General features: G+C 71.1%; 16 protein-coding genes. 15 read left to right on the plus strand and 1 reads right to left on the minus strand.

The genetic code is table 11. The features are described 5' to 3' along the window. Positions 1-24: 24 nt before the first annotated feature. Positions 25-921: a phosphonate ABC transporter, permease protein PhnE gene (gene phnE / locus J3S89_RS06840; protein WP_217926718.1), complete on the plus strand. Its 897-nt coding sequence runs from the start codon at positions 25-27 to the stop codon at positions 919-921. Continuing rightward, positions 918-1,835, plus strand: a complete 918-nt coding sequence (gene phnE / locus J3S89_RS06845; protein WP_217926719.1) for a phosphonate ABC transporter, permease protein PhnE — start codon at positions 918-920, stop codon at positions 1,833-1,835. The genes phnE (J3S89_RS06840) and phnE (J3S89_RS06845) overlap by 4 nt, the downstream gene beginning before the upstream one ends. On the opposite strand, the gene phnF is transcribed toward phnE (J3S89_RS06845), so the two are convergent. Then, complete coding sequence (gene phnF, locus J3S89_RS06850; RefSeq protein WP_217926720.1) at positions 1,836-2,630, minus strand: phosphonate metabolism transcriptional regulator PhnF; 795 nt, start codon at positions 2,628-2,630, stop codon at positions 1,836-1,838. It lies immediately after the preceding gene. A 136-nt stretch (positions 2,631-2,766) separates the two neighbouring features. Here phnF and phnG point away from each other — a divergent pair, with 136 nt between their 5' ends. The 13 genes from phnG (at position 2,767) to J3S89_RS23500 (ending at position 14,076) form a co-directional block, all read left to right on the plus strand. Further along, complete coding sequence (gene phnG, locus J3S89_RS06855; protein WP_217926721.1) at positions 2,767-3,231, plus strand: phosphonate C-P lyase system protein PhnG; 465 nt, start codon at positions 2,767-2,769, stop codon at positions 3,229-3,231. Continuing rightward, positions 3,231-3,836 (plus strand): phosphonate C-P lyase system protein PhnH, encoded by a 606-nt coding sequence (phnH, locus tag J3S89_RS06860; RefSeq protein WP_217926722.1) that lies wholly within the window; start codon positions 3,231-3,233, stop codon positions 3,834-3,836. Before phnG ends, phnH begins: the two co-directional genes overlap by 1 nt. Further along, a complete protein-coding gene (locus J3S89_RS06865) occupies positions 3,836-4,969 on the plus strand; it encodes a carbon-phosphorus lyase complex subunit (RefSeq protein ID WP_217926723.1) in 1,134 nt (377 codons plus the stop codon). Before phnH ends, J3S89_RS06865 begins: the two co-directional genes overlap by 1 nt. After that, positions 4,966-5,928 carry an alpha-D-ribose 1-methylphosphonate 5-phosphate C-P-lyase PhnJ gene (locus J3S89_RS06870; protein WP_217926724.1) on the plus strand — a complete coding sequence of 321 codons (963 nt, stop codon included), beginning with the start codon at positions 4,966-4,968 and terminating at the stop codon, positions 5,926-5,928. Before J3S89_RS06865 ends, J3S89_RS06870 begins: the two co-directional genes overlap by 4 nt. Positions 5,929-6,127: 199 nt before the next feature. Next, entirely contained in the window at positions 6,128-6,922 is a 795-nt protein-coding gene (gene phnK / locus J3S89_RS06875; RefSeq protein WP_420801349.1) for a phosphonate C-P lyase system protein PhnK, read from the plus strand. An 8-nt stretch (positions 6,923-6,930) separates the two neighbouring features. Next, the gene (gene phnL / locus J3S89_RS06880) at positions 6,931-7,647 is read left to right on the plus strand and encodes a phosphonate C-P lyase system protein PhnL (RefSeq protein WP_217926725.1); all 717 of its coding nucleotides are present in this window, start codon (positions 6,931-6,933) and stop codon (positions 7,645-7,647) included. Further along, on the plus strand, positions 7,644-8,273 hold the full coding sequence (locus J3S89_RS06885; RefSeq protein ID WP_217926726.1) for a DapH/DapD/GlmU-related protein: 630 nt from the start codon (positions 7,644-7,646) through the stop codon (positions 8,271-8,273). Before phnL ends, J3S89_RS06885 begins: the two co-directional genes overlap by 4 nt. Further along, a complete protein-coding gene (locus tag J3S89_RS06890) occupies positions 8,270-9,460 on the plus strand; it encodes an alpha-D-ribose 1-methylphosphonate 5-triphosphate diphosphatase (RefSeq protein ID WP_217926727.1) in 1,191 nt (396 codons plus the stop codon). Before J3S89_RS06885 ends, J3S89_RS06890 begins: the two co-directional genes overlap by 4 nt. Further along, on the plus strand, positions 9,460-10,062 hold the full coding sequence (gene phnN, locus J3S89_RS06895) for a phosphonate metabolism protein/1,5-bisphosphokinase (PRPP-forming) PhnN (RefSeq protein ID WP_217926728.1): 603 nt from the start codon (positions 9,460-9,462) through the stop codon (positions 10,060-10,062). The genes J3S89_RS06890 and phnN overlap by 1 nt, the downstream gene beginning before the upstream one ends. Before the next feature lie 39 nt (positions 10,063-10,101). Continuing rightward, entirely contained in the window at positions 10,102-10,791 is a 690-nt protein-coding gene (locus J3S89_RS06900) for a DUF1045 domain-containing protein (RefSeq protein WP_217926729.1), read from the plus strand. Positions 10,792-10,983: 192 nt separating this feature from the next. After that, positions 10,984-11,679, plus strand: coding sequence for a thioredoxin domain-containing protein (locus J3S89_RS06905; RefSeq protein ID WP_217926730.1), 696 nt, complete (start codon positions 10,984-10,986; stop codon positions 11,677-11,679). Then, positions 11,670-13,469: a sensor histidine kinase gene (locus J3S89_RS06910; protein WP_217926731.1), complete on the plus strand. Its 1,800-nt coding sequence runs from the start codon at positions 11,670-11,672 to the stop codon at positions 13,467-13,469. Before J3S89_RS06905 ends, J3S89_RS06910 begins: the two co-directional genes overlap by 10 nt. Beyond that, positions 13,462-14,076, plus strand: coding sequence for a response regulator transcription factor (locus tag J3S89_RS23500; RefSeq protein ID WP_217926732.1), 615 nt, complete (start codon positions 13,462-13,464; stop codon positions 14,074-14,076). The genes J3S89_RS06910 and J3S89_RS23500 overlap by 8 nt, the downstream gene beginning before the upstream one ends. The last annotated feature ends 234 nt before the right edge of the window (positions 14,077-14,310 follow it).

The following is a 14,310-nucleotide window of genomic DNA, read 5'->3' on the forward strand; positions in this document are numbered from 1 at the left end:
GGCCCTCCGATCCGGACGAGAGAGATGCCGACGACCATCCCCCGCCTCGCCGACGACCGGCTCGAGCCGCTCGCGCGCGCCTATGCCGACGCCGAGCAGGACCGCCGCCGCAAGACCCTGACCGGGTTCGCCGTGCTCCTCGTCCTCGTCGTCCTCGCCGCCCTCGTCGCCGACGTCGATCTGCCGAAGTTCTTCGGCCATCTCGACGCGATCGGCAGCTACGTCGACCGTCTCGCCCGTTTCGACAGCGGCGACCACATCGGCGAGATCGTCCTCACTCATCCAGGCGAATGGATGTGGGGCCTGAAGCGCTGGTTCCGGCTGCTCTTCGAGACCCTGCTGATGGCCTATGCCGGGACGCTCCTCGGCGCCGTCGGCGGCTTCGTCCTGTGCTTCTTCGCCGCGCGCAATCTCGCCCGCTCCGAGACGACGCGTTGGCTCGCCGCGCGCTGGCTCGAGTTCTGCCGCACGGTTCCCGACCTCGTCTTCGCGCTGATCTTCGTCTACGCCTTCGGCCTCGGCGCCATGCCGGGCGTGCTCGCCATCGCCGTCCATACGACCGGCGCGCTCGGCAAGCTCTTCACCGAGGTCGTCGAGAACGTCGACATGAAGCCGGTCGAGGGCACCACCGCCGCCGGCGGATCCTGGGTCCAGACCATCCGCTTCGCGGTGCTGCCGCAGATCCTGTCGAATTTCGCCAGCTACGCCCTGCTGCGCTTCGAGGTCAACGTGCGCGGCGCCGCGGTGATGGGCTTCGTCGGCGCCGGCGGCATCGGCCTCGATCTGATGGAGGCGATCCGCAAGTTCTATTACGCCGACGTCTCGGCCATGCTGGTCCTGATCATCGCCGCCGTCATGCTGATCGACTACGGCACCGAGGCGCTCCGCCATCGCCTGATCGGCCGGGAGACCGCACGATGACCGAAACGACCCTCGGCGCCGGGGCGCTCGCCGGCACCCGCCGCATCCGCTCCGCGCTCGGCCCCGCCGCGCTCGCCAATCGCCCCGCGCTCGAGAAACGCCACCCCGAGATCTTCGCGGGATCTCGCGCCCGCCGCTTCGGCGCGGTGGCGATCGCGGTCGCGCTGGTGGGTCTCCTGCTCCTCGCCTTCTGGCGGCTCGACTTCTCCCTCGGGCGCATCGGCACCGGCATCGGCCAGCTGATCCACTTCACGACGCTGATGGTGCCGCCCTCGCCGGGCACGGTCGGTCGCTTCTGGCTGTTCATGAACGGCCTCGGCGAAACGCTTGCGATCGCGCTTCTCGGCACGCTCGGCGCCGCCGTTCTCGCCTTCCCCTTCGGCTTCCTCGCCGCCCGCAACGTCGTGCCGGTGCGCGTCTTCCAATTGCTGACGCGCCGCTTCCTCGACACGGTGCGCGGCGTCGATACGCTGATCTGGGCACTGATCTGGATCAACGTCGTCGGCCTCGGCCCCTTCGCCGGCGTGCTCGCCATCATGACCTCGGATTTCGGCTCCTTCGGCAAGCTCTTCTCCGAGGCGATCGAGACCGTCGACGCCAAGCCCGTCGAGGGCGTCACCTCCGCCGGCGGCTCGCCGCTCGCGCGTCTGCGCTTCGGCATTCTGCCGCAGATCCTGCCGGTCATCGCCGGGCAGGTGCTCTATTACTTCGAGAGCAACACCCGCTCGGCGACCATCATCGGCATCGTCGGCGCCGGCGGCATCGGCCTGCATCTCTCCGAGGCGATCCGCACCCTCGAATGGCAGCAGGTCTCGCTCCTGGTGCTGATGATCCTGGCGACGGTCGCGGTGATCGACCAGATCTCGGCGCGGATCCGCTTCGCCGTCATCGGCGAGCGCCGGCTCGAGACCTGATCACGCGCCGACCGTGACCCGGACCCGGTCGCCGGCGAAGCGCGCCCGCGCCCATTGGATCGGCCGCCCCGCGAGATCGGCGTTGACGCAGTCGATCTCGATCACCGGGCGCCCGATCGCGATCTCGAGGCGGGCAGCGTCGACCTCGTCGGCGATCCGCGCCCCGATCCGCGTCTCCGCCCGCACATAGTCCTCGACCCCGCCGGCGCGAAAGGCGGCGGTGAAGGAGGCGGTGGCGCGATAGATCTCGGCGACGTCGGGAAAACGCTCCGCCGGCACCGCCGACGCCGCCCATGAGATCGGCACCCCGTCGGCGCGCCGCACCGTCTCGAGCCGCACGATCTCCGCGCCGGGATCGAGCCGCAGCGCCTCGGCGATGCCGGGACCGGCGGTCTCGCGCCACGCCCCCAGGAGATCGCCCGAGGGCTCGCGTGCCTGCGCCACCACGATGTCGGAAAAGCGGGTGCGCGTGCCGATCGGATAGGTCAGCGGCGCCCGCTCCACATAGGTGCCCGAGCCCTGGACCGCCCGCACCAGCCCGCGCTCGGCGAGATCGCGCAGCGCCTGACGCACCGTGTGGCGATTGACCGCGAAACGCAGCGCCAGCTCCGCCTCGGTCGGCAGACGCGATCCCGCCGGCCATTCGCCGGAGGCGATCGTCCCCTCGACGATCTCCGCCACCTGCCGCCACATCGCGACCCCGCGCCCACGCGCCAGAACCGCGCCGGATTGTACCGCGCCGGCCTGCACCGCACCGGCCTGCACCGCCCCCGTCGGGGCTTCGTCCGCCGTCATCGCGTCCTCTCCCTGTCCGACCCGTCATCGCATGTTCGCGCGGATCGGCGAAGCCGAATTTCACTGGACACCGTCACAGAAGTATAATCATCTAGATCTATATACAAATCAGACCGACGAAACAGAGAGGCCCCCGATGACCGGGACGTCCGCCGAGACCGATCCGCACAAGGCCGCGCGCCGCGACGTGATGACCGTGGTCGCCGCCGCGACCGCCCAGGAACTGAGCCGCGTCCGCGCCCTCGCGCCCGCCGAGGCCGTCGACCTGCGCGCCCCCGAGACCGGGCTCGTCATGGTGCGCGGCCGCATGGGCGGCACCGGCGCCCCCTTCAATCTCGGCGAGGCGACGGTGACCCGTGCCGCCGTGCGGCTGCCCTCCGGCGCCGTCGGCTTCGGCCATCTGCTCGGTCGCGACCGCCACCGCGCCCGCGACGCCGCCCTGGTCGACGCGCTCTGGGTCGAGGGCACCCGCCGCGACGCCCTCGAAGCCGAGATCCTGGCGCCGATCCGCCGCCGGCTCGAGGGCGACCACGCCCGGCTCGAGGCGGAAACCGCCGCGACCCGCGTCGACTTCTTCACCCTGGTGCGCGGAGACGATTGATGAACGCCCACTCCCCGACGCTCGCCGCCGGCTTCGTCGACCCCGTCCACGAGGCCCAGACCTGTTTCCGCGCCGTGCTCGACGCCCTCGCCGAGCCCGGCACGGCGCGCGCCGTCGCCGGCATCACCGAGCCGCCCGCCCCCCTCTCGGCCGTCGCGGCGAGCGTGATCGCCACGCTCGCCGACTTCGAGACGACGATCTGGCGCGACGCCGCGCTCGCCACCCCCGCCGTCGACGCCTGGATCGCCTTCCACACCGGCGCCCGGCTGGTCGAGGACCCGCGCGAGGCGACCTTCGCGCTGATCGCCGACGCCGCGAACGCCCCCGCCTGGGACGCCTTCGCACTCGGGACCGATCTCGATCCCTCGACCTCGACCACCGTAATCCTCCAGGTCGACGGCTTCGACGCCGGTGCCCGCTACCACCTCGCCGGCCCGGGCATCGAGACGACCCGCGACGTCGCCGTCGCCGGCGCTCCCGCCGATCTCGCCGCGCGCGGCCGCGCCAACCGCGACCTCTTCCCGCGTGGCGTCGACCTCGTCCTCGCCGGACCGACGGCGATCGTCGGCCTTCCCCGCACCACCCGTCTCGAGGAGATCGGCTGATGTATGTCTCCGTGAAGGGCGGCGAAGCGGCGATCCGCCGTGCCCACCGCCTCCTCGCCGACCGCCGTCGCGGCGCCCGCGACGTCGCCGAGATCGTTCCCGACCAGATCCGCGAGCAACTCTCCCTCGCCGTCGACCGGGTGATGAACGAGGGCGCGCTGCACGACCGCGACCTCGCCGCCCTCGCCGTCAAACAGGCGCGCGGCGATCTGATCGAGGCCGCGTTCCTGGTCCGCGCCTATCGCACCACCCTGCCGCGCTTCGGCGCGTCGCGCCCGATCGACACCGGCGCCATGGCGGTCGAACGCCGCATCTCCGCCACCTACAAGGACCTGCCCGGCGGCCAGATCCTGGGCCCGACCTTCGACTACACCCACCGCCTGATCGACTTCGCGCTGGCGAGCGAGGGCGAGACGCCGGCCCCCGAACGGCTCGACGCCCCCTCCGGCGACGGTCCCGCCGCCGAGATCCCGCGCGTCACCGAGCTGCTGGCGATGGAAGGCCTGATCGAGGCGGAGCCCGAGAGCGACGACGAGACCGCCGTCGGCGACCTCACCCGCGCGCCGCTGCGCATCCCCGCCGGCCGCGACCTGCGCCTCCAGCAACTGGCGCGCGGCGACGAGGGCTTCCTGCTGGCGCTCGGCTATTCGACCCAGCGCGGCTACGGCTCGACCCATCCCTTCGCCGGCGAGATCCGCATCGGCGCGGTCGAGGTCGACTTCGAGGCCCCGGAACTCGGTTTCGCCGTGCCGCTCGGCGCGATCACCGTCTCCGAATGCCAGATGATCAACCAGTTCGCCGGTTCCTCCAAGGTCGCCCCGACCTTCACCCGGGGCTACGGTCTCGCCTTCGGCCAGGTCGAGCGCAAGGTGATGGCGATGGCGCTGGTCGATCGGGCGCTCCGCACCGAGGAACTCGGCGGCGCCGTCACCGCCCCGGCCCAGGATCAGGAATTCGTCCTCTCCCACGCCGACAACGTCCAGGCGACCGGCTTCGTCGAACACCTGAAACTGCCCCATTACGTCGACTTCCAGGCCGAACTCGCCCTGGTGCGCGCCATGCGCGCCGAGCACGAGGCCCGCATCGAGGCCGAGTTCCTGGACGAAGACGGGCTTGAGGAGGCCGCCGAATGAACGCCCCGCTTTCTCCGCAGACCGCACCGGCCGCGACCGGCTACAATTTCGCCTATCTCGACGAACAGACCAAGCGGATGATCCGCCGCGCCCTTCTGAAGGCGGTGGCGATCCCCGGTCATCAGGTCCCGTTCGCCGCCCGCGACATGCCGATGCCCTATGGGTGGGGCACCGGCGGCATCCAGGTGACGGCGGCGATCCTGGGATCCGGCGACGTCCTCAAGGTGATCGACCAGGGCGCCGACGACACCACCAACGCGGTCTCGATCCGCGCCTTCTTCCAGAAGACCGCGAATGTCGCCGTGACCACACGGACCGCCGAGGCGACGGTGATCCAGACCCGTCACCGCATCCCGGAAAAGCCCCTGAAGGCCGGTCAGACCCTGGTCTTCCAGGTGCCGATCCCCGAGCCCTTGCGCTTCCTCGAGCCGCGCGAGACCGAGACCCGGGTGATGCACGCGCTCGCCGACTACGGCCTGATGCACGTCAAGCTCTACGAGGACATCGCCAAACACGGCCACATCGCCAAGACCTATGCCTATCCGGTCGAGGTCGAGGGCCGCTACGTGATGGATCCCTCGCCGATCCCCAAGTTCGACAATCCGAAACTCTCGATGAGCCCGGCGCTGCAGCTCTTCGGCGCCGGCCGCGAGAAGCGGATCTACGCGCTGCCGCCCTTCACCCGGGTGAAGAGCCTCGACTTCGAGGATCATCCCTTCGAACCGACCCGTTTCGAGGCGCCCTGCGCGCTCTGCGGCGCCACCGACAGCTATCTCGACGAGGTCGTGACCGACGACCGGGGCACCCGCATGTTCGTCTGTTCCGACACCGACCATTGCGAGGAACGCCGCGCCGACGGCCATCGCGGCCTCCTCGCCGGCGACGACCTCGTCGACACGATCACGCGCGAGGCGGATGTGGAGCGCGACGACGGCGCCCCGATCGTCCCCCTCCCCTGAGGGGAGGGGACAGGGGTGGGGTCGTGAGCCCGACCGAACCTCCGGCGCCCGAGAGGCGTCGTGAGGATCGCTCGATGCCCCATCCGATCCTCTGAACCCCACCCCGGCCCTCCCCTCGGGGGAGGGTGCGGTCCCGAGCCGGCGGCGGTCCGTCCGACCGACGTCTCGCAATCCGATCGACGAACACCGAGGCCGTCCGATGCCGATGCCGATCCCCATCTCCACCCCCCCGCTGCTCGAGGCCCGCGGCCTGACCAAGTTCTACGGCGACCGCCTCGGCTGCCGCGACGTCTCCTTCGACATCCGCGAGGGCGAGGTCCTGGCGATCGTCGGCGAGAGCGGTTCCGGCAAATCGACCCTGCTGTCGCTCCTCTCCGGCCAATTGCCCGCCTCCGCCGGCGAGGTTCTCTACCGCACCCGCGCCGGCGAGATCCGCGACCTCGCCGCGCTCTCCGAGGCCGAACGCCGCTTCCTCTTCCGCACCGACTGGGGCTTCGTCCATCAGGACGCCGCGCGCGGTCTGCGCATGGGGGTCTCGGCCGGCGGCAACGTCGGCGAACGGCTGATGGCGGTCGGCGCCCGCAGCTACGGCGCCATCCGCGCGAAGGCCGAGGACTGGCTCGACCGCGTCGAGATCGACCCGACCCGCATCGACGAACCCCCGACCGCCTATTCCGGCGGCATGCGCCAGCGTCTCCAGATCGCCCGCAATCTCGTCACCGCGCCGCGCCTCGTCTTCATGGACGAACCGACCGGCGGCCTCGACGTCTCGGTCCAGGCGCGCCTCCTCGATCTCGTCCGCCGCCTCGTCGCCGACATGGGCCTCGCGGTGATCGTCGTCACCCACGACCTCGCCGTCGCCCGCCTGCTGTCGCACCGGATCATGGTGATGAAACAGGGCCGGGTGATCGAGGAGGGTCTGACCGACCGCGTCCTCGACGACCCGCGCGCCGCCTACACCCAGCTCCTCGTCTCCTCGATCCTGCAACCGTGAGGCCCGCCATGACCCACTCCGATCCGGTCCTCTCGGTCGAAGGCGTCGCCAAGTCCTTCGTCATGCACCTGCGCGGCGGCCTGACCATTCCGGTGGTCGGCGACGTCGCCTTCACCGTCGCGGCCGGCGAATGCGTCGTCCTCGGCGGCCCCTCCGGCGCCGGCAAGTCGTCGATCCTCAAGATGGTCTGGGGCAATTACGGCATCGATCGCGGCGCCATCCGCGTCCGCTCGGCCGACCGCCTCGTCGATGTCGCCACCGCCACCCCGCGCGAGATCTTGGGCCTGCGCCGCACCACCATGGGCTACGTCAGCCAGTTCCTGCGCGCCGTCCCGCGCGTCGCGACCCTCGACGTGGTGATGGAACCCGCCCTCGCCCAGGGCCTCGCCGAGACGGAGGCGCGCGCCCGAGCGCAAGGGTTGCTCACCCGCCTCAACGTGCCGGAACGACTGTGGACCCTGCCGCCGGCGACCTTCTCCGGCGGCGAGCAGCAGCGCGTCAACATCGCCCGCGGCCTGATCGCCGACGTCGACCTCCTCCTCCTCGACGAGCCGACCGCCTCGCTCGACGCCGCCAACCGCGCCGTGGTGGTCGATCTGATCGAGGCCAAGAAGGCGGCCGGCGTCGCCATGCTCGGCATCTTCCACGACGGCGACGTCCGCGACCGGGTCGCGACCCGCATCGTCGACGTCTCCGCCTTCGCCGTTCGGGAGATCGCCGCATGACCACGCCCCAGCCGAAGATCCCGCGCGAGGGAAAGAACGGCGTCGACGTCGCCTTGCGCGAGGCCGAGATCGGCACGCACGTGGAGCTGGGAGACCGCGTCTATGTCGAATATTCGACCATCGGCGACTATTCCTACGTGATGCACGACAGCTCGATCGCCGACTCCACCATCGGCCGCTTCACCGCCATCGCCGCGAGCGCCCGCATCGGCCCGCCGAACCATCCGCTCGACCGCGCCACCATCCACCGGCTCAGCTACACGCCGGAATATTATTGGCCCGCTCAGGAACGTGACCACGCCTTCTTCGCCGCCCGCCGCGCCGCCCGCGTGACGATCGGCAACGACGTCTGGATCGGCCACGGCGTCACCGTGCTCGCCGGCGTCACGGTCGGCGACGGCGCCGTGATCGCCGCCGGCGCGGTCGTCGCCAAGGACGTCGCCCCCTATGAGATCGTCGGTGGCGTCCCGGCCCGCTTCATCAAGCGGCGGATGTCCGAGGATGCCGCCGCCCGCATGATCCGCGTCGCCTGGTGGGACTGGTCACACGACCGTCTCGAAGCCGCCGTAAACAACTTCCGCGACCTTTCGATCGACGCCTTCCTCGAGAGATACGAGCAGCCATGAACGCCCTCGAAACGCCCACCACCGCTCTGGTCGCCCAGGAGGCCGTCGCCTCGATCGCGCTCGCCTCGCGCCGCGTCGTCCTCGCCGACCGTGTCGTCCCCGGCACCGTCGTCGTCGAGAACGGCCTGATCGTCGCGATCGAAGAGGATCGGATCCTCCCCGAGGCGCTCGACTGCGGCGACGATCTCCTCGTCCCCGGCTTGGTCGAACTCCACACCGACCACATCGAACCCCATTACAGCCCCCGCCCGAAGGTGTTCTGGGAACCCTTCTCCGCCGTTTTCGCCTATGACGCGCAGATCGCCGGCGCCGGCATCACCACCGTCTTCGACAGCCTGCGCGCCGGCACCGACGGCGACCGCCATTCGCTCGGCGCCGGCCTCTTCCGGCTCGGCGACGCCATCGAGAAGGCCAAGGGCACCGGGCTCCTGCGCGCCGATCACCACACCCATCTCCGATGCGAGATCTGCTCGGTCGACGTCATCGAGCAGGCGCAGGACTATCTCGCCCGCTTCGACGTGCGCCTGATGTCGCTGATGGACCACACCCCCGGTCAGCGCCAGTTCCGCAACGAGGAGAAACTGCGCGACTATTATCGCGGCAAGTCGCCGGGCAAGTCCGACGCCGATCTCGACGCCTTCTTCGAGCACCGCAAGGATCTCCACCGCCGCTTCGCCGCCGGCTATCGCCGCACCCTGGTCGACCTCGCCCACGAGCGCGCCATCGCGCTGGCGAGCCACGACGACACGCTCGAGGTCCACGTCGCCGAATCCCTCGCCGACGGCGTCACCGTGGCCGAGTTCCCGACGACGGTGGAGGCCGCCGCCGCCAGCCACGCCGCCGGTCTCGCCGTGCTGATGGGCGCCCCCAACGTCGTGCGCGGCGGCTCGCATTCCGGCAACGTCTCGGCGATCGAACTGGCCGAGGCCGGGGTCCTCGACATCCTCTCCTCGGACTACGTGCCGGTGAGCCTGATCGAGGGCGCCTTCGCCATCGCCGACGTCGCCGCCGTCGGCGGTCTCGCCGGCGCGATCCGCACCGTCACCAAGAACCCCGCCGAGGCGACCGGCCTCGGCGATCGCGGCGAGATCGTCGTCGGCAAGCGCGCCGACCTCGTCCGCATCGCCCAGGTCGAGGGCCATCCGGTGGTGCGCGAGGTGTTCCGGCTGGGGCGGCGGGTGTCGTGATGACCGATCGCTCCGAAGGCACCCTGCTGACGCGCGGCGCCGATCCGACCACCGAAGACCTGCCCGGCCGGGTGGTTCTGGTGGTCGGGCCGTCCGGCTCCGGCAAGGACACGCTGATCGAGGCGGCGCGCGTCACCCTCGCCTGGGACGCCCGCTACGTCTTCCCGCGCCGCATCGTCACCCGCCCCGCCTCCGAGGCCGAGGACAACGTCGAGGCCGACGAACGCGCCTTCCTCGACGTGCGTGCGCGCGGCGGCTTCTCGCTGTCGTGGAACGCCCACGGCCACTGGTACGGCATCCCCGCCACCATCGAGGCCGACCTCGCCCGAGGCGCCACCGTGGTGATCAACGTCTCGCGCACGGTGCTCGCCGAGGCGCGGCGGCGCTGGCCCGACGTCACCGTGGTCGAGATCGTCGCCCCGCGCGAGGTGCTCGCCCGCCGCATCGCCGCGCGGGCGCGCCCGAGCGACGGCGCCGGCGACACCCGTCTCGCCCGCCGTTTCGAACCCGGCGACGGCCCCTCGGCCGACCGCACCATCGACAACGGCAGCGATCTCGACACCGCCGTCTCCGCCTTCCTCGACGCCGTCGTCGTCGCCTGAACGCGCTCGGCCGCCGGGCCGGAGCCACCGTGAGCCGCCATGAGCCGTCCCCGTTACGCCGTCTATTTCCTGCCCGCGCCCGAAACCGCCCTGTGGCGCGCCGCGAGCGCGATCATCGGCCGCGATGCCGTCACCGGCGCGCGCCCACCCTTTCCCGAAGGCGCCCCCTGCGACGCGGCGGATTGGGAGGCGCTGACCGAGGACCCGCGCCGTTACGGCTTCCACGCCACCCTGAAGGCGCCGTTCGAACTCGCCGACGGCACCGACGAGGCCGGCCTCCGCGCCGCCGCCGACGCCTTCGCCGAAGCGCGATCCCCCTTCGCCGCGACGCTCGCCGTCGCCCTCCTCGGCGATTTCGTCGCCCTGCGCCCGCGCGCCGAGGCCACCGCGATCGATCGTCTCGCCGCCGATTGCGTCACCGCCTTCGAACCGTTCCGCGCGCCCCTCGATGCCGCCGAGCGCCGCCGCCGCCTCGGATCGACCCCGAGCGAGGCGCGGATCGAGAAGGTCGATCGCTGGGGCTACGCCCATGTCTTCGACGACTTCCGCTTCCACATGACCCTGACCGGCCCCGTGCCCGCGCCGCGCCGCGACGCCGTCCGCGACGCTCTCGCCGCGCGTCTCGACGCCCTCGCCGAGACCGTCGCGGTCGACGCGATCACCCTCGCCGTCCAGCCGAGCCGCGGCGAGCCGTTCCGCGTCCTGTCGCGCCACCCCTTCCAGAAATGACGCCCGCATACATCTTGTGACCCTTGCGGACGGCTCTCCCACCCCCGTTCCGGGCCCTGTCCACGTGGGCGATGGCGACGGGCGAGACCCGATCGGAGACCGCCTTTCGCCGCCCCTTCTTTCGAACCGATTGAAAGAAATCGGCGGAAGAACGATAGTCCCAGCCGTTTTCGACCGCTGCGGGACATCGCCTTGGGGACCACCTTTCATCGACGCGCGCTGATCGCCCATCTGGCCGCCGGAGGATTGCTCGCCGCGACGGCGCGCGCCTTCGCGGCCGCGCCGCCGCCCGCGGTGCCGGGGCTCGCCGCGTCGGACGGTTCGCCGATCCGCAACTTCGCGCTGCCCTCGCGCGCGCCCTTCGCCGACGTGCCCGGCCTGCAGCGCTTCGGCGCCGCCGAGGCCGACGTCGTCGTCCACGAGATCTTCGACTACAACTGTGCCTTCTGCCGCACGGCGGCGCCGGCCCTCGACGAGGTGCTGGCGGGCGACGATCGTCTCGCCCTGGTGCTCGTCCACGATCCGATCCTGTCGCCGGCCTCCGCCGCCGTCGCCGCCCTGCAACAGACCGCCTTCCGCCGTTTCGGCGCGGACGCGGCGCATGGGTTCCATCGCGCGCTCCTCGGCTCGCGCGGCTTCGTCGACGCCCCCCGGGCGAAGCAGGTCGCCGCCGCGCTCGGCCTCGATCTCGACGGCCCCGACGACGGCCACCCCGCCCGCGCCGAGACCGATCTCGCCGCGCAACGCCGCCGCACCGCCGATCTCGGCCTGAAGATCACGCCCTCCTTCGTCGTCGGCGACACCGCCTTCATCGGCTGGCCGGGCCCGGTCACCCTGCGCGCCATGATCGCCGCCGAACGGTCCTGCGGACGGCTGCGATGCGATTGATCGAAACGGCTCGATCGGCGCGCCGGACCGTCGTGGTCCTCGCGGCGATGCTCGCTCTCCTCCTCGCCGCGATCGGTTTCGGCCCGTCCGCCGGGGCGGCCGAGGACACGCGCCCGGTCGTGCGCGTCGGCGTCCTCGCCTATCGCGGCGCCGAGGTGGCAGCCGCCAACTGGGCGCCGACCTTCGCGCATCTCTCCAAGACGCTGCCGCAATACCGATTCGAGATGGTGACGGGGAGCACCGCCTTTCTGACGGCGGCCGTCGCCGCCAATCGGCTGAACTTCCTCATCACCAATCCCGGCCATTTCCTCGAGCTGCGCATCGATTACGCCGCGACCGCGCTGGCGACCGAGCAGGACATGAACGGCAGCTATTCCGACGAATCGGTCGGCGCCACCATCCTCGTCCCGGCCGATCTCGCCGACGTCCAGATCGTCACCGACCTGCGCAAACGCCGCATCGCCGCCGTCGCGCGCGACGCCTTCGGCTTCCGCGCCGCCTGGCTCGAACTGCTGGAGCGCGGCGTCGACCCGTTCAGGCAGACCGATCTCCTCTTCGTCGGCTATCCCGTCGAGGGCGTGATCGACGCGCTGCGCTCCGGCCGCGCCGAGGCCGGCATCGTCCGCTCCTGCCTCCTCGAGCAGTTGATCGCCGACGGCACCGCCCGGCCCGACGAATTCCGGGTGATCGGCCGCAAGCCCTCGGGCACCCTGCCCTGTCAGGTCTCCACCCGCCTCTATCCCGGCTGGCCCTTCGTCAAGGTCGCCCAGACGGCGCCCGCCCTCGCCGCCGAGATCGCCCGCGCGCTCCTCGTCATGCAGCCCGCCGGTGGCGAGGTGGTGTGGACCGATCCGGTCGATTATCGCCTCGTCCAGGACCTCTATCGCGGGCTCAAGGTCGGGCCCTATGCCCTCTTCACGCCTCTGGGCCTGCGCGACTTCCTTTGGGAACACCGCTGGTGGGGCATGGTCGCCGCGACGATCGCGGCGTGGTGGATCTTCCACGTCTTCCGCGTCGCCCATCTCCTGCGCCGCCGCACCCGCGAGCTGCAACGCGCCCACGAACAGGCGCGCGTCAAGGGCGAGCGCATGGAACACACCGTCCGCCTGTCGCTGATGGGCGAAATGGCGAGCTCCCTCGCCCACGAGATCAACCAGCCGCTCGCCGCGATCCTCAGCTACGCGCGCGGCTGCGAGCGCCGCCTCGACGCCGGCATCGACCCCGAGGGCGTGCTCGAAGGCGTGCGCCGCATCGCCGTCCAGGCCGAACGCGCCGGGTCGATCGTCAAACGGATGCGCGACTTCGTCCGCAAGCATCCCTCGCAGCAATTGCCCCTCGATCCCTCCCGCGTCTTCGCCGACGCCATCGATCTCTTCGAGCCGACCGCGCGCGGCCGCGACGTCCGCCTCGAGGTCGACATCCCCTCGACCTTGCCCCGGGTCATGGCCGATCGCCTGCAGATCGAGGAAGTGGTGTTGAACCTCCTCCAGAACGCCACCGAGGCCGTGTCCGGGGTCGCCGACGCGCGCATCGCCGTGAAGGCCGAGGCGATGGATCACGTCGTCCGCCTGAGCGTCACCGACAACGGCTCGGGCGTCGCGCCGGGGGCGATCGACCTCCTGTTCGAGGCCTTCTTCACCACCAAACCGGAGGGACTCGGTCTCGGCCTGTCGCTCAGCCGCACCATCGTCGAGGCCCACGGCGGCCGTCTCGACGTCGACATCGACACCCCCGGCGCGACCACGTTCTGGTTCCAACTGCCGCTCATCGAGGAGATCGCGCGTGTCTGAAACCGCCCCGACGATCTACATCGTCGACGACGACCCCGCCGTCCGCGATTCGGTCGCCTTCCTCGTCTCCTCGGTCGGCTATCGTTGGGTCGCCTGCACCTCGGCGCAGGCCTTCCTCGACGTGCTCGACGACGAGACCCCGGCCTGCGTCGTCCTCGACGTGCGCCTGCCCGGCCTCTCCGGTCTCGAACTGCAGACCGAGCTGCTGCGGCGCGGTTCCAGCGTCGGCGTGATCTTCGTCTCCGGCCACGGCGACATCCCGAAGGCGGTCCGGGCGATGCGCCACGGCGCCCTCGATTTCCTCGAGAAGCCCTTCGACGATCAGGTCCTGCTCGACCGCATCGGCGAGGCGCTCGCCGCCAGCGCCGAGACGATCCGGCGGCGCTCGCGCCAGACCACGCTCGAACGCCGCCTCTCCTGCCTGACCGAACGCGAGCGCGAGGTACTCGCCCTGGTCATCGCCGGCAAGACCAGCAAGGCCATCGCCCTCGATCTCGACATCTCCGTGAAGACCGTCGAGAACCATCGCCACAACCTGATGACCAAGGCCGGCGCCACTTCGGTCGCCCAACTCATCGCCTGGGCTTCGGAGCCGCCGCCCGGCTGACCGCCCTCGGGGCGACATGGGTGAAAACCCCCAGTCACCCCCGGCACCGTCCCCGATAGGATCTTCCGCCCATCGCCTTAACCTGAACGACGACGAAGATCCGGGCGACCGAACAGCCTGGACGCGTGAGGGGAAGGAAACGAACGATCGAGGGCGCGTGGTCCATGCCGGACCGCGTGACCGTCGTCGCATGCCGCCCCCTCACGCCGAGCCTCGGACATCCGAGGCGAAAGA

This window comes from Pinisolibacter aquiterrae (genome assembly GCF_019160155.1).
Lineage (GTDB): Bacteria > Pseudomonadota > Alphaproteobacteria > Rhizobiales > Ancalomicrobiaceae > Pinisolibacter > Pinisolibacter aquiterrae.

Excerpts from the sequence above, each read along its gene's own strand:
- phnE (WP_217926718.1), top strand. The coding sequence starts at position 25 with ATGCCGACGACCATCCCCCGCCTCGCCGACGACCGGCTCGAGCCGCTC.
- phnE (WP_217926719.1), top strand. The coding sequence starts at position 918 with ATGACCGAAACGACCCTCGGCGCCGGGGCGCTCGCCGGCACCCGCCGC.
- phnF (WP_217926720.1), bottom strand. The coding sequence starts at position 2,630 with ATGACGGCGGACGAAGCCCCGACGGGGGCGGTGCAGGCCGGTGCGGTG.
- phnG (WP_217926721.1), top strand. The coding sequence starts at position 2,767 with ATGACCGGGACGTCCGCCGAGACCGATCCGCACAAGGCCGCGCGCCGC.
- phnH (WP_217926722.1), top strand. The coding sequence starts at position 3,231 with ATGAACGCCCACTCCCCGACGCTCGCCGCCGGCTTCGTCGACCCCGTC.
- J3S89_RS06865 (WP_217926723.1), top strand. The coding sequence starts at position 3,836 with ATGTATGTCTCCGTGAAGGGCGGCGAAGCGGCGATCCGCCGTGCCCAC.
- J3S89_RS06870 (WP_217926724.1), top strand. The coding sequence starts at position 4,966 with ATGAACGCCCCGCTTTCTCCGCAGACCGCACCGGCCGCGACCGGCTAC.
- phnK (WP_420801349.1), top strand. The coding sequence starts at position 6,128 with ATGCCGATGCCGATCCCCATCTCCACCCCCCCGCTGCTCGAGGCCCGC.
- phnL (WP_217926725.1), top strand. The coding sequence starts at position 6,931 with ATGACCCACTCCGATCCGGTCCTCTCGGTCGAAGGCGTCGCCAAGTCC.
- J3S89_RS06885 (WP_217926726.1), top strand. The coding sequence starts at position 7,644 with ATGACCACGCCCCAGCCGAAGATCCCGCGCGAGGGAAAGAACGGCGTC.
- J3S89_RS06890 (WP_217926727.1), top strand. The coding sequence starts at position 8,270 with ATGAACGCCCTCGAAACGCCCACCACCGCTCTGGTCGCCCAGGAGGCC.
- phnN (WP_217926728.1), top strand. The coding sequence starts at position 9,460 with ATGACCGATCGCTCCGAAGGCACCCTGCTGACGCGCGGCGCCGATCCG.
- J3S89_RS06900 (WP_217926729.1), top strand. The coding sequence starts at position 10,102 with ATGAGCCGTCCCCGTTACGCCGTCTATTTCCTGCCCGCGCCCGAAACC.
- J3S89_RS06910 (WP_217926731.1), top strand. The coding sequence starts at position 11,670 with ATGCGATTGATCGAAACGGCTCGATCGGCGCGCCGGACCGTCGTGGTC.